This is a genomic window from Paenibacillus sp. PvP094 (genome assembly GCF_040546835.1).
GTDB lineage: Bacteria > Bacillota > Bacilli > Paenibacillales > Paenibacillaceae > Paenibacillus > Paenibacillus illinoisensis.
The window spans coordinates 3,707,549-3,721,807 of the sequence record NZ_JBEPOM010000001.1 but is presented as its reverse complement, the minus strand read 5'-3'; the positions used below and the strand labels follow the sequence as shown (position 1 = coordinate 3,721,807).

Genomic DNA, 14,259 nt, shown 5'->3' with positions numbered 1-14,259 from the left:
GGTTTGTAACCGAATTATAGCTGGATTTCAATGGTAAGCGCTATCTACATGTTATATAACATTTCGCCTATACTGCTATTTTCCAAATATCCGCGTATAAATCAGTAAAAGTGCATATTATTTGTGTCAGCTTTATGCCGCTATGATAGGATTAGACCACATGATTACGTTGAACCGCGCCATCCTCAATAGAAACAACCGACACAAGGTTACTTGGAGTATGAAGAAGGATGTACCATTCTTTTCCTGGAACGATCCAGCCGAAGAGTGAAAAGCAATCGCTGGAGCCGATGTTCCTGCTGCGAATCTAGCCCAAAGTGAACTCGAATTCAGGCAATCACCCTCCTGTTCAAAACGGGTAAACATAATGACAAAAAAGCACGAGATACAGAGATGAAATCCCCCTGCAGCTCGTGCTTTTTCTTTTCTTCTAATACATCGATTATTGTTTTTGTTAAGCATATAAAATTCATTCAGTTAATTGGCCCATTCACTACCATTCCAGATATCCGGATTATCAATAGTCTGATTTTCTCCACGTACAACAGAATCATAACTATCCTTTGTATTCGTATACCAGTCAACAATAACTAACTTCCCATTCACATTTTGCACCAGAAATTCAGTATCTTCAGCAAAGCTGCCTACATCCTTCCTAACGTGTGCTTCTAATTTAAAATAGAAAAAACTCTCACCTTCTCTAACATGTTCAACTTTTCCGGCACCAATATCAACGCCTGTCACTCGATTATGAGTGAGCTTGTTTTTGAGAAACAAATTAAATTGAGATGTAATCTTTTTTTGCGTATACTGCTTAAGGTTTTCATTATCGATATAAGTATCCAGATCAATGTCTGAACCGTTCCAAATCGCTTTGTAATATTCAGTTAGCGCTTCTGTACACATTTTATAGGCCGTATCAAAATCCAAAGCGGATAGACCACTTTCGTCTTCAGCTAAAAAATGGGAGGAGTCTTTCAATGAATTTTCTTTGGTGTTGGGAGAAACTTCTGCATCTTTAGTATTCTTAACATTGATTTCTCTGGAAACAGGAGCATCATTATTGTCGTTGTCACTCGTATTAGCTTGTTCACATGCACTTAGCGTTAATAAAATCACCAATAACAGGTAAGAACGTTTCATTAATTTCCTCCAGTGAGAATATTCTTCTAGTCCACATCTTGATGCGGGGAAATGAGGCTATTGTGCACGATGTCAGCGAGGCATCCTTCATTACGATCATACAAAAGTATAGTTAAAGGATTTTATTATGTCAGATAACTTCTCTTTAAATCCTGGAATTATCCCTTTATTATAACAAACCTTTAATGGTAAGCGCTATCTACATGTTATATAACATTTCCCTATACTGCTATTTTCCAAATATCCGCGTATAAATCAGTAAAATTGCATATTGTTTGTGTCAGCTTTATGCCGCTATGATAGGATTAGACCAATGATCTGCGGCTGTATCCAAGGGGGAATGTCATAATGAAGGAACTGCTTACAAACCGATTTGCGCTGAACGGCCTGTTTGTTAAGCTAATGCTGAGCTTCCTCAGTGTCATCCTGATTTTGGCTTCATTTAATCTGTTCTCCCATCTGTACCTGAGCAACAAAGTTTATCAGGAGATGGTGAGACAGAATGAATTGGGCCTTGCGCAGACCGTCGAAGGTTATGAGAATCACTTTCGGCTGACCCAGAACATGATTCTGGCCCTCACTCAATCGGATACCTGGACAGCCAATTTGGGCATTTTGAGCCACCTTAAGGAGAATCGCCGTTACGATATTCCCGCTGAAGTAAAGTCGGACCTCTCTAGCCTGTACGCCAATCCTTTTTTGCATATCGACAATTTCATTCTTTATTTCAAGCAGGAGGACTATGTACTGGAGAAGGAAGGACTTAGCAGCGCAGCCGACATGTTCGGGAAATATTATTTCAGCGAAGCGTACTCGCCGGACTACTGGAAAAGCCAAACGATGAACAACCAGTTCCTGAAAGTGATGCCCGCAGCAGCTTTTACGGAAAATACCGTTCATTCTTCCCGCTCCCTTGGACAGTTGATGCCTGTCATGATGAAAGCCATTCCTTATGAGGATGTATACGGCATTGTGATGCTGAATCCGCAGCGCATGCAGGATACGTATGGAGATGGCAGCCATAATCCGTTCTACATCTTGGATAATGAGGGGCGTCTGCTGTTCTCTACCTCAGATGAGGAAATGCATATTCCTCCGCTTCCTGCAGAGAAAAGCAGACATGAACGCATTGGGGATCAATATTACTTCTATGAAAAAGGCAAGCAGACCGGGTTCACCTATGTCAGGGTCACCCAGGCCTCTGTGATTGCCGCGGAAATGCGCGGCATGCAGCTGCTGCTTACGGTACTGCTCGGCACTGCCATTGTGATCAGCGTACTCTCCTCCCTCCTGTTTAGCCTGAGGTTAAACCAGCCGCTGCAGCACCTTATTGCCGCTCTTGACCGAAATTCCGGAAGCGGGGCAGACAAGTTGAGCAGAGTGAAGGAATTCGCCATGATTGGTGACCGTCTCAGTTCCATACTGGAGAACAACCGATTCATTCAAAGCGATCTCGCGCAGAAGAACTCTCTGGTGCGGCAGTTCGCTTATACACATAAAGTCAAGAATATCCCTCTCAGCTCCCATCTGGCAGATCTTGAGGAGGTTCGGCAGCCTGAGCATCCCTACGTCGCCATTTTATTCAAGGTTGGCTTCAAGGACACGCCAGATGAATTGGAACAGCATACCCTATTATTATGGAAATTAATTCAGAGCCTGTTCACCAGCAATCAAAATAACAGCGTTGCACTTCAGCCTGAACAGGATCAATTACTCCTGCTTCTGTTCGATCCTGGCCCGCAGAGCGGTATCTTGCAGGCGCTCGATACGCTGAAGGAGCTGCTTGCTGCTGAAGAATGCATGTACCTGACCATCGCGCTAAGCCCGGTATATTCTGGGGATATTCCGTTTACCGATGCGTACCGGAATCTGTCCACTCTGCTCAAAGAGCGCAGACTAAACGGAGAAACCCAGGTTATTGTAGAGCCTCGAGCTTCCTCATCCACTTCGTTTCATGTCAAGGTGACCTATGGGGAAGAACTGCATGACCTGCTGCAATCAGGCAACGAGGAAGCTGTTTTTGCCTGGCTGGATCGCCAGTTGGAGCAGCTGAGGCACAAGGACGCAGCCGCAGAGGATTTTCGCACATTTGCTCTCGGTGCGATGGAGCAGATCGGTAAGACGGTGATGAAACTGAACCTGACGCACATTGAAGGCGGGCTTGTCTCCTCTCCATCTGGTGATCCTTTCACCGGATTTTATTCCATACAGCAGTACAGGACATGGCTTCAGTCGCAGATTCAACCGATCCTCTCGGCGATCAGCAGCCAATTGGAAACGAAAGATCCCGTTATCAGCTTTGTGCTCGATTATCTGAACCATCATTATGGGGAGGATATTAATCTGAATCTTGTTGCCGACAAGCTGAATCTCACGCCGGGGTATCTCTCCAGTGTTTTCAAGGAAAAGACCAACATCAACTTCAGCGAGTATCTCAATAATCTCCGGGTTGAGCGGGCCAAGGAACTGTTAGTGAATGTGGATCTGCGAATTCAGGATATCGCCGTGCAGGTCGGTTATCAGAACGTAAACTCGTTCATCCGCATGTTCAAGCGTCGATACGGGATGACCCCCGGAGAGTATCGCAAGCGTCATGCAGGCGATGAGCCATTCATCTCCTCGAATCATGGTTAGACAGGTATGACTGGCAGAGCCATCTTAAGTTCCATATAAGCAAACACCCGCTCGGAGAGCGGGCGTTTGCTTATTATCACATGAGAATGTTGGACAGGTGTATTAGAGCCATTGAGGGGATGCGTTGATCTTCTGGAATATTCTCATAGAGAAGATGTTCTTTTCCCGCATCAATCATATGTTTGCGCATGGCTGCAATACGGCCTTTGCCGTGATCGATGAAGCGAAAATCCACCTGCCCCAGACTTGGCATTTCGCTCAAACGCTCAAAAGCTTCCGCCTTTATTCCCTTATGTATTTCTTTCAGTTCCAGCACCTCTAATCGGTCCGCAGTCCACAGGTTGTCTATTTCCCGTAGTGATTTCATAAAATCCAATTCCAGCTGTCTCAGGTTCTTCATGCCCGAAAAGTCGCACAACCGCTCGACTTTGGGCAGTGACAAGTGCAAGAACTCCAGATGATGTAATGCACTCAGTTCATCAATATGGGCCAGATTCCGTACAGACGACATTCTCAGCATACGAATGTTTGAGTCAGCGAGCACATCCAGGGGTCCATTCAAGACACCTTGATCGATGGCCAAATATTCAATAAACGGCAGGTCCACAACAAAGTTCAGCGTCTCGATGCTGCAGTTTAACACCAATGTAGTCAGCCGAATACAATCCTCAATCGGAGCCAGATCATCAAATTTCCCGCTAAGAGAAAGGTACTGCAGCTGTTTGTAATTTCGGATGAACTCCAGATTTTGCGTTTTGGCTGCTCGTATATTCAGAAATTCCATTCCTTGCAGCGCACCAAGTACACTCAAATCCTGTTTCTGTTTCAGATCCAATTCCAGAGCCTTAACATATTTCAATCCCGCAAGTATCTTCAAAAACTCTTCCGTGTAACGTCCCTTCTCCTCCACATTCGTAATCTTCAGGATCAGATCAGGCCGTTTGGAAAATACCCGCTCGTCCAATTCTGCTACATCTTCCAGCATATCTGCTCCGACTACAAAAGAAATGGTAGCTCGATTTCGCAGCTGCTTCACCGCATGATCCATTTTCGTTGCATTCCAGGGAACGCCGCTCATCGACGCAGTCCAAGGTTCACTCATTTCAGATCCCCTCCATCCGGTTTTCATGCAATTGTAAATGAATAAAACCGATTTGAGAAGTACGATATCGGTCTGCACAAGTAGAGTTCGTCAGCGTCTCTTCTCATTTGCTTCTTGCCCATCTATTATAGATATAAGTGTTTGAACAGACTGGAGGAACCACAGCATGCAATTTGCCAAACGAATGAACCACTTTAATGAAGGCATCTTTACTCGATTATCTGAAATCAAGCGACAACGTCTGGAACAGGGATTGGGCGTCATCGATCTGAGCGTCGGCGCACCCAACACCCCGCCAGCGCAACATATTATTCAGGCTTTATGTGAGGCAGCCGCAGACGTGCAAAATTACACCTATGCCATCAATGACCAGAGTGAGCTGCTGAAGGCTGTCAGTGAGTGGTACAAGCGCAGGTATCAGGTTGATCTGGACCCCAAGACTGAAATATGCTCCTTGCTCGGTTCACAGGAAGGACTCGCCCATATTTCGCTTTCCATTGTAGATGAAGGAGATCTGGTGCTTGTGCCAGACCCTTGTTATCCCGTCTTCGCCGATGGACCCTTATTGGCCGGAGCAGAACTATATTACATGTCTCAAAAAGAAGAACACAATTATGTCATCCAGCTTGAGGATATCCCTGAGGCCATAGCACAGAGAGCCAAATTCATGCTGGTATCCTACCCTAACAATCCAACAACAGCCATGGCACCGGAGCAGTTTTATCTGGACCTGATCGCGTTTGCCAAAAAACATGATATCATCGTCCTCCATGACAATGCATACAGTGAGCTCGTGTTCGATGGGAAATCATGCGGGAGCTTTCTGGCCTTCCCTGGTGCCATGGATGTCGGCGTTGAATTCAATTCCCTATCCAAAACGTACGGACTCGCCGGGGCTCGAATCGGATTTTGCATAGGCAATGCAGCTGTAGTATCCATGTTGAAAAAGCTGAAATCCAACATGGATTACGGTATGTTCCTCCCGATCCAGAAGGCAGCCATTGCCGCCATTACCGGGGATCAGAGTGACATAGACCGGGTCCGGGCCATCTATGAGGAACGTCGAGATATTCTGTGCCAAGGCTTCAGCAGACTCGGATGGGAAATAACGAAGCCCGATGCCACCATGTTTATCTGGACGCGGATCCCGGCTCATTATGACAGTTCGGAGCAATTCGCCATGGATCTGGTCAGCCGGGCAGGCGTCATCGTGACACCTGGAAGTGCATTTGGCCCTTCCGGTGAAGGATATGTCCGGCTCGCGCTGGTCCAGGATCGGGAACAACTGGAGCAGGCACTGCAAGCTGTGGAGCACAGCGGCCTGTTGATCTCGAATTAATCTGCAGCAAAGAGCACCAATTCCTTATTAGGGAACTGGTGCTTTTTAATGCTGTCATGCGGAGATGTACTGTACCCTTTCCCCCTCCCTCTATCGAAACGAAATCGAAATACCGAAATAAAAGGTAAGAGCAGCACAGCTCAATATCCGATCTTGGGGAGATGGCAGCATGGCACAGTTATTTAGAAAAAGAGGGACCCGGACATCAAGCATCGCCAATACACTGTCTATCATGTTGTTGGCCATCATTGTTGTCGTCTTTTCCATCCTGGGAACATTTATGTTTACCAGCACTCGAAGCATCCTTGTTAAACAGCAGGAATTGATGCTGCAAACGAAAACGCAGGCCATTGTAGCCCAGTTCGATGCCTTGTTTAAGGAAAAAGGATCTCTTGTTAAGCAAATGTCCACCAATAATTTATTCAGGCAGTATATTCAAAGCACCGAATCTGCTTCTACCGCTACAACATCACCCTATGCTGCCGAAACCCAGGCTACACTTGCAGCCATAGTGAAGGAAGAACCTTCTTTTGTGGATGCTTGGATTGCGGGCATTGATGGAAAAGGCTTCTGGCTCCAACACGATGGTGCAGCGTCCGACTCTGAATTTGTGATTCAGGATCGCCCATATTATAAACCAGCTGTTGAAGCCGATGGCTTATATTTCTCCGAACCCTATGCCGATATTGCTTCAGGTAATATCCTAATGGGCATATTCTATCCGATTAAGGATAACAACAACCAGTTGATCGGTTTCGCGGCGGCAGATATTGCATTCAAGGATATTCCATCCCTTATGGAGAGCTACTCACTTGGAAGCACAGGCTATTCCATTCTGGCCTCCAAGACCGGTGATATTTTATATCATCCTGACCAAGCCAAGGTGCTCAAGGAAAAGATTAACGAAAGTCCGGGAGATTTGGGTGAGATCGGCAAGAAAATGATGGCCGGTGAATCCGGAATCCAACTGATTGATGACAACGGTGAAGGCCGTTATGTCGGGTATGCCACCAGCGCAGATACCGGATGGTCTGTAGGGTTGACCATTTCGGAGCATGAAGTGCTCGAAGAATTAAAAGCCTTTACGTGGATCACCATTATAGGTTTTGCTGTAGCCGCCATCGTGCTTGTGTTCATCAGTTATATCACCCTGCGATATCTGCTGAGATCCATCCCGAAACTGCTGCAAAAAATCAAACTTGTGGAACAGGGAGATCTAACCGTCCAGTTTGATACAACATCCCGCAATGAGATTGGTCAAATCTCACAAGGTATGCTCAACATGGTGCAAAAAATTCAGAGCATGATTCAGATGGTAGGGGCAACTGCACAAGTTTTAGGCCAATCCTCCAAGGATCTGCAATCCATATCCTCAAGGACGGCCGTAACGATGAATGATACGGCAACAGCAATTAACGAAATTGCCAATGCAACCAATTATCAGTCCATTGAATCCGAGAACATTTTGCAAAAAACCGGATCATTATCAGGTCAAATCGACGACATATCAAGTGATGTCAAAACGATGGAGACCAAAGTTCAAGCTTCCGCAGAACAAAGCGAACGAGGACTGGAAGTGTTGAATCAGTTATCCAAATGGGCAGAGGAGAACCACCATTCAACCCAGGCCATGTCAGCCATTATCCATGATATTGATCTAAGCCGTCATGAAATCTCCGGTATCGTGGACACTGTCCATCAGATCGCAACCCAAACCAACCTGCTAGCACTCAACGCTTCCATCGAAGCTGCACGTGCAGGAGAACAGGGACGAGGTTTTGCCGTAGTCTCAGGAGAAGTTCGCAAACTGGCTGAGCAGACTGCGATGGCAACAGAGGAAATTAGCAAAAAGGTTCGTCAAATCGAAGATAAAACGAAGACATCCGTAGAACACACGGCTCACGGCCTCCTGATTGCAGAGGAAAATGCCAAGTCCGTGGAAGGCACCAAGCAGGTGTTCTACAGCATCAATAAAGATCTGGAGGAATTGAGATTACGCATGCTGCAGATCAGCAATAACACCTCCAGTGTTCATAAACACAAGGATGAGATTGTCCAGGCACTCGAAATTATCTCTTCCACCACCGAAGAAAATTCAGCCTCTACCGAAGAGGTTAGTGCGAGCACACAGGAACAACTGGACAGTATCGAACAGGTTGCGGAATTATCCCAGCAATTGAGTCAGTTGTCGAACAAGCTTGAGGAAGAATTAAGCCAGTTCCAGGTTGATCAGAAATCATAGTGCGCACATGATCACAATGAACAATAAACAAACAACAAAAGCCCGCTGCGTGAGCGGGCTTTCTAACGTTCCAAATCCTATTTTGCGTTAGAATATGTGCTTTATTTCATTGGTCTGTGCCAGTTGGAACGGTACATCAGGTAAAGGAAGTACGGTGTTCCAATCAGGGCAATCAGGATTCCGGATGGAATCTCTGTCGGCGCCATGACGGTTCTGCCAATCGTATCAGCGAGCACCAGCATCACTGCACCCGCGAGTGCGGATAAAAACATGGACCGTCTTAACTTATGACCTGTCAGCAGCCGCACCATATGCGGGGCAATCAAACCGATAAACCCTACGGTTCCTACACAAGCAACAGCACCTGCTGCCAGCAGTACCCCTGTCGTCATGGCGAGCAATCTTGTTCGGCGCACACCCAGTCCAAGTCCTGATGCACTGTTGTCGTCGAATACCAACAGTTCGAATCGACGGGCGAGCCACCAGGCCAGAGGAACCAGAATAACCAAAAATATACCGATAACCTTCACCTGATCCCATGTACGGGCATAGGTACTACCTGTCAGCCAGATATATCCGCTGCTGCCGTATACGGCGCCACGAACAATCAGGATCTGAATTCCTGCTCCAGCAATGGCCGACATGGCGATCCCCAGCAGCACAACCGCAGACGGGTTAAGCCCTTTCTTCCAGGAGAGGGAGAATACAACCACTGCCGCAATAGCTGCACCGATGATGGCTGCGATGGGCAGCAGATATATTGGAAGACCCGGCCATAAAATAATGACCATCATCGCTCCGAGCCCTGCCCCGGAGGACACACCGACGATGGAAGCATCCGCCAGTGGGTTACGCACGGCCATCTGAATGAGCACACCACTGATCGCCAGTGCGGCTCCTGCACCTGCAGCCACAAGGGTACGCGGAATTCGAAGCTGAATCACCGCCGAGAACAGTCCATCCGATCGGAATAAACTCGGCAGCAGATCAGCCAGCGGAATTCGCAGGCCGCCAAACATGGTACTAAGCAATATAAGCGCTATAGTTACGACCGAGAACAATACTGCCATCGGGCCAAACGCAAAGCGGCGTGAAGGTGCACCTGTGCTCATGGAAGAGGACATCCCCGAACTATTCGCTGCTTTCATGCGTGTAAGTACCAGCCAGATCAGCCACGGCGCACCTATAATCGCCATGACAGCCCCTGTCGGCAGCTCCATGCTGGAGTTATGTACCATCTTGGCCAGTACGTCTGCGCCAACTAGGAGAGCCGCTCCCCAGATAAACACACCGGGCAGCAGTAACCGGTTGGAGCGCACTCCACTTAACCTAACCAGATGGGGTGCTACCAGTCCCACGAAACCAATCGGCCCGATGACACTGACAATTACCGCAGCCAGCAGCACCGCGATAATCAAGCCACCCGCACGAGCCAAACCAACCCTTTGACCCAAAGAGGACGCCGTTGATTCATCCAGCTCCAGCATATCCCACTGTCTGGACAAAATGAGCGCGAGGATGGTGATGCCAACGACCCAAGGCCAAGCATAAGCGACACCGCTCCAGTCATTCTGGACGAGTGTTCCGGATCCCCATAGGAATAATCCCTGTGTTTCCATGGAGAAGAAAATATGCAGTGCGCTTGTAAAGGAACCGAGCACCATGGACACGATCATACCGGATAACGCAAGTCGAACCGGACTTGATCTTCGTCCCCCGCCCATGAAATAAGCTGCAAATGCCGCAAGCAAACCACCAAGAGCTGCGAACAGAAAAGGCGACTGACTGAGCACACCCGGAAAGAGAATAGCTCCCAGCACGACGATAAAGTAGGCACCTGCATTAATGCCCAGCGTGTCTGACGCTGCCAGCGGATTACGGGTGATCGTCTGCAGCAGTGCTCCGGCCACAGCCAGCGCACCACCTGCGATAATGCCGATAACCGTACGCGGCATACGCAAATCCCAGATCATATTGTGCTCCAGCGTGTTCTGTTTGCCTGTAAGAGCATCCCAGACCGTACTCAATGGAATGGAAGCCTCTCCATAACAAAGACTTACAAAAAAAAGCACGATGAGAGCGGTTAGACCGCCCCCATATATGCTTATTGTGCGCCAGTTCATAGCTGGCCTAGTTCCCTGAACTGAACTCATTTGGTAATCGCCTCAACAACTCCGTCAACCAAAACCTTGGAGGAAATGGGTCCACCAAATGTCCACGTTGTGCTATCCAATTGATATAGGCGGTTTTCCTTCACAAAATTCAGTCCGTTCCAAACCGAGTTATCTTTCATGGCTGTGCCAAAAACGTCATCGTCCGGCTGTGTAATATAAATGAAGTTACTGTCCTGTACATCAGATAAGGATTCAATTCCCACTGTGGAGAAACCATAGCCTTCGAGCTTTTCAGGCTGCCAGTCGTTTACCAAACCGATTTTGTCCAATGTACCAATAACGACCGAGTTGTCCGTGAACATACGCAGACTAGCTGCATTTTGATACGTGAATGCCTGTGTCAGAGCAAAGTGGAAATCTTCTTTGCCTGCAGCAGCCAGTTTTTCTTTGGCTTCTACATAATGTTGATCAAGTTCATCCAGTACTTGCTTCGCTTTGTCCTCTTTGCCAAGAGCAATAGCAATGTTATTAAAGATATCTGTCATCTTGTCGTAGTTATAGCCATCGCCATCGTAAGGGTCGAATTCCATCGTTGGTGCAATCGCATTAAGCTGATCGTAGACCGCGTTATTGTTATCTGCATTTGCAATGATGAGGTCTGGTTTCAATGCAGCAATAGCTTCCAGATTCGGCTCACTACGTGTTCCAATATCTGTCACGCTGTCATCCAGGGCTGCTTCGGAAGTGACATAGACTTTGTAGTTGGCGTTGTCGGCATTACCTACTGGCTGAACGCCCAGTGCAACTACATCTTCCGTATATGTCCATTCCAGAGTAACTACGCGCTCTGCTGGCTTGTCCAGCGTAAGTTCTCCGCGTTTATGTTTAACGGTAACCGGGCCAGAAGCCGCTTCCGTCTGCGTGTTGTCAGAAGCATTACCTTCACCTGCATCCGCAGCTGATCCATTCGAGCTAGTGCTTGCAGAACCGCATCCTGCTAATGTAAGAGCAAAAACCAACAATAATAGTAGTCCGTTCAAGCTTTTTTTCATGTACTGTAATCTCCCCTGTTTATATGTATTAACTCTGATAATAATTATCATTATCACATATTGGATTATGCGACAGAAATCACATTTTGTCAATAAAAAAGCGATAACGCGCTGACCACAGATTCTGCTATTGTGCCTATTTATGGGGATAAAAAGAAAAAGAGCCCTGGTTATCCATGGACTCTTCTCAACCAGCATCATGACATGCCAGATTTGCAGTATTATTCATCTACCGTGCGCGCCTTCCATCGTGTATAATCGTGCCCCAATTCTAACGGAATGCAAATGTTAGTTCAGTTCCATTGTAGTAATGCAGGTATTGTCCTGCTCATATGTGGAAAGCTGGGATTCCGCGACCTTCCCGTCGTGTACAATACGGATCAAGTATGTTCTGTTCCTCGGTACCCATAGGTCCATGAACCCGTTCTTTCCGGTTTTCATCGGCTCTTCTTTCATAAACGTATTACCTTCAGAGTCATGAATCGTGACCAGGAACTCTTTGTTCTTCATTTCCCCCTGACAACCCGTCAGGCTATGAATGGCACATGGGTGAGTCTGCTCGACGTAAGGCGCAATCGAAAGGAAAAACTCCTCTTCAGGCAGATTATAAGTTTTCGTTTGATCATCCTTGCCGGTAACGACCAACTGGGTAGCATTAATGGAGGCCGATTTTGTTTCGACTTTACCCGTACTGATATCGTATACCAATTCCTTAACATTGGTTGATTCAGGAGGGCCTGCTTCTTTTTTTAGCATATTATCAGCGATAAGGTATATTCCTAAGCCAACGACTGTAATGAATAAGGCTGTAATAAGTATTCCTTTTCTCAACTGGAGTTCATCTCCTCGTCCGTTTTGGTTTATTATAATGGAGAATGCCACGCCATGGGCTATGTACACCATAAAGTCACCAGATTTTCACATATTTGTCTTGTAGCATAAAAAAATCAGCAGCATATTAGAAGTATTATTGATAAGCATAGGAAGGTGTGTATATGCATAAATCTGCTTCGGAATCAGACACAGATCGAAGAATTTACAAATCCAAACAGGCGCTAAAGGCTTCCTTGCTGGAATGGATGTCACGCAAACCGCTGGAGAGCATTACCATCACCGATATTGTCAAATCGGCTGATTTGAATCGCAGTACGTTTTACAAACATTACGTTTACAAAGAAGACTTGCTGCGCGAGATTTTGACCGATGTGATCAATGACCTGATAGCCGCCTACCGAGCTCCTTATGAGCATTACCATGATTTTGAGATCAAGGATTTGAACGCATCGGCCATCAAAATCTTCGACCATGTTCTTGTCAATGCCAGCTTTTATACCTTGCTTGTTCAATCCCATATGCCTATGGGATTTCGGGATACTCTCTATGAAACGCTCATTACCCTCTACCTGCAGGACGTAACGGATATGTCTCCGGATCCCAGGATCGACAAGGAACTCCTTGCCTGCTATCAGGCTAATGCCGTTCTGGGTCTGATTACAGGCTGGGTACAGAGCAACTTCAAATACAGTTCCACTTACATGGCAGAGCAGCTATTGGAATTTACTCGTATGAATCGCTCGAATGAAGTTTATCGCTCGAATCTGGCCCCGGTCCAACGTCATAAACCAGGCTTGTCCATATAAAAAGAGGTACCAGCTCTCATTCAACATGAGAGTGGTACCTCCGAATAGCTGCCCTATTATCATATTGTCTAGTTACTAATCCAGCCGCCATCGACAGGAAGCTCAACGCCTGTAATAAATTTCGATTCATCTGAAGCCAGGAACAGATAGGCATAGGCGATATCCATGGATTCTCCGGCATGCGGAGGCAAAGGCGCGAGATTTTTGTAATTCTCCCCCATCTCCACTTGAGACTTGATGCCTGCTTTTTCCACCATGCCGGTAAATACAGCACCTGGATGTACAGAGTTAACCCGTATGTTGTCTTTCGCAAACCACTGTGCACCATGTTTGGTCAGTGAACGTACGGAGCCTTTGGAAGCACTATAGGCTGCGCCCTGAGCGTCTGCAATTCCGCCAATAATTGCAGCGATGGACGATGTATTAACAATGGAGCCTTGTCCATTCTGTTGCATGTAAGGAATAACGGCTTTCATCCCCAGCCATACCCCTGTGCCATTTATGGACATGACCTTCTCCCAATCTTCCAGCTCGGCCTCCAAAATCCCCTTGGCTATGTGAATTCCGGCATTATTAACCAAAATATCTATTTTTCCGTATTTTGCTACTGTTTCTTTCACAACAGCGTTCCACGACTCAGGACTCGACACATCCAGCTTAAGCGCGGTGGCTTCTCCGCCACTTGCCACGATGTGCTGCACCTGCTCTTCCAGAGCTTCAATAGCCACATCAGTAGCGACAACCTTAGCCCCTTCTCTGGCAAACAATTGAGCCCCTGCCAATCCCATGCCGCTCGCTGCACCTGTTATAATTGCAACTTTTCCAGTTAATCTGCCCATTTCATATCATCCTTTCCTTCTTAGAAGATGAACGCCTATTGAAGGCATCCAACTCGTTGACTTCTTTAGTATACGGATGAAATGAAAGCTCTTTCAATCAGCAAATGGACAGGCTTTTGTGGGATAACCAATAGATAGATAGGGATCTGTTTAC

General features: G+C 46.8%; 10 protein-coding genes. 4 read left to right on the top strand and 6 right to left on the bottom strand.

What is annotated here, in order from left to right; translation table 11 throughout:
* Positions 1 to 477 precede the first annotated feature (477 nt).
* Positions 478 to 1,143, bottom strand: coding sequence for a hypothetical protein (locus ABIC22_RS17160; protein WP_354482569.1), 666 nt, complete (start codon positions 1,141 to 1,143; stop codon positions 478 to 480).
* Positions 1,144 to 1,491: 348 nt separating this feature from the next.
* Between ABIC22_RS17160 and ABIC22_RS17155 the strand changes: the two genes are divergently transcribed.
* Positions 1,492 to 3,777 carry a helix-turn-helix transcriptional regulator gene (locus ABIC22_RS17155; RefSeq protein ID WP_354482566.1) on the top strand — a complete coding sequence of 762 codons (2,286 nt, stop codon included), beginning with the start codon at positions 1,492 to 1,494 and terminating at the stop codon, positions 3,775 to 3,777.
* Between the two features lie 76 nt (positions 3,778 to 3,853).
* Here ABIC22_RS17155 and ABIC22_RS17150 read toward each other — a convergent pair whose 3' ends face one another.
* A complete protein-coding gene (locus ABIC22_RS17150) occupies positions 3,854 to 4,879 on the bottom strand; it encodes a leucine-rich repeat domain-containing protein (RefSeq protein WP_354482563.1) in 1,026 nt (341 codons plus the stop codon).
* Between the two features lie 166 nt (positions 4,880 to 5,045).
* On the opposite strand from ABIC22_RS17150, the gene ABIC22_RS17145 reads away from it, so the two are divergent.
* Together ABIC22_RS17145 and ABIC22_RS17140 are read left to right on the top strand one after the other, a co-directional pair.
* The gene (locus ABIC22_RS17145; RefSeq protein WP_354482560.1) at positions 5,046 to 6,218 is read left to right on the top strand and encodes an aminotransferase class I/II-fold pyridoxal phosphate-dependent enzyme; all 1,173 of its coding nucleotides are present in this window, start codon (positions 5,046 to 5,048) and stop codon (positions 6,216 to 6,218) included.
* Between the two features lie 169 nt (positions 6,219 to 6,387).
* Entirely contained in the window at positions 6,388 to 8,460 is a 2,073-nt protein-coding gene (locus ABIC22_RS17140) for a methyl-accepting chemotaxis protein (RefSeq protein ID WP_354482557.1), read from the top strand.
* Positions 8,461 to 8,561: 101 nt separating this feature from the next.
* On the opposite strand, the gene ABIC22_RS17135 is transcribed toward ABIC22_RS17140, so the two are convergent.
* From ABIC22_RS17135 to ABIC22_RS17125, 3 genes are all read right to left on the bottom strand, one after another.
* Positions 8,562 to 10,613: an iron ABC transporter permease gene (locus tag ABIC22_RS17135; protein WP_354482554.1), complete on the bottom strand. Its 2,052-nt coding sequence runs from the start codon at positions 10,611 to 10,613 to the stop codon at positions 8,562 to 8,564.
* Positions 10,610 to 11,626: an ABC transporter substrate-binding protein gene (locus ABIC22_RS17130; RefSeq protein WP_095359600.1), complete on the bottom strand. Its 1,017-nt coding sequence runs from the start codon at positions 11,624 to 11,626 to the stop codon at positions 10,610 to 10,612. Before ABIC22_RS17130 ends, ABIC22_RS17135 begins: the two co-directional genes overlap by 4 nt.
* 288 nt (positions 11,627 to 11,914) lie before the next feature.
* Entirely contained in the window at positions 11,915 to 12,457 is a 543-nt protein-coding gene (locus tag ABIC22_RS17125; RefSeq protein ID WP_354482551.1) for a CueP family metal-binding protein, read from the bottom strand.
* A 164-nt stretch (positions 12,458 to 12,621) separates the two neighbouring features.
* Here ABIC22_RS17125 and ABIC22_RS17120 point away from each other — a divergent pair, with 164 nt between their 5' ends.
* Positions 12,622 to 13,266: a TetR/AcrR family transcriptional regulator gene (locus tag ABIC22_RS17120; RefSeq protein ID WP_354482548.1), complete on the top strand. Its 645-nt coding sequence runs from the start codon at positions 12,622 to 12,624 to the stop codon at positions 13,264 to 13,266.
* A gap of 68 nt (positions 13,267 to 13,334) precedes the next feature.
* Here the strand turns inward: ABIC22_RS17120 and ABIC22_RS17115 are convergent, their stop codons facing one another.
* Entirely contained in the window at positions 13,335 to 14,105 is a 771-nt protein-coding gene (locus ABIC22_RS17115; protein WP_354482545.1) for an SDR family NAD(P)-dependent oxidoreductase, read from the bottom strand.
* Between the last annotated feature and the right edge of the window lie 154 nt (positions 14,106 to 14,259).

Excerpts from the sequence above, each read along its gene's own strand:
- ABIC22_RS17160 (WP_354482569.1), bottom strand. The coding sequence starts at position 1,143 with ATGAAACGTTCTTACCTGTTATTGGTGATTTTATTAACGCTAAGTGCA.
- ABIC22_RS17155 (WP_354482566.1), top strand. The coding sequence starts at position 1,492 with ATGAAGGAACTGCTTACAAACCGATTTGCGCTGAACGGCCTGTTTGTT.
- ABIC22_RS17150 (WP_354482563.1), bottom strand. The coding sequence starts at position 4,879 with ATGAGTGAACCTTGGACTGCGTCGATGAGCGGCGTTCCCTGGAATGCA.
- ABIC22_RS17145 (WP_354482560.1), top strand. The coding sequence starts at position 5,046 with ATGCAATTTGCCAAACGAATGAACCACTTTAATGAAGGCATCTTTACT.
- ABIC22_RS17140 (WP_354482557.1), top strand. The coding sequence starts at position 6,388 with ATGGCACAGTTATTTAGAAAAAGAGGGACCCGGACATCAAGCATCGCC.
- ABIC22_RS17135 (WP_354482554.1), bottom strand. The coding sequence starts at position 10,613 with ATGAGTTCAGTTCAGGGAACTAGGCCAGCTATGAACTGGCGCACAATA.
- ABIC22_RS17130 (WP_095359600.1), bottom strand. The coding sequence starts at position 11,626 with ATGAAAAAAAGCTTGAACGGACTACTATTATTGTTGGTTTTTGCTCTT.
- ABIC22_RS17120 (WP_354482548.1), top strand. The coding sequence starts at position 12,622 with ATGCATAAATCTGCTTCGGAATCAGACACAGATCGAAGAATTTACAAA.
- ABIC22_RS17115 (WP_354482545.1), bottom strand. The coding sequence starts at position 14,105 with ATGGGCAGATTAACTGGAAAAGTTGCAATTATAACAGGTGCAGCGAGC.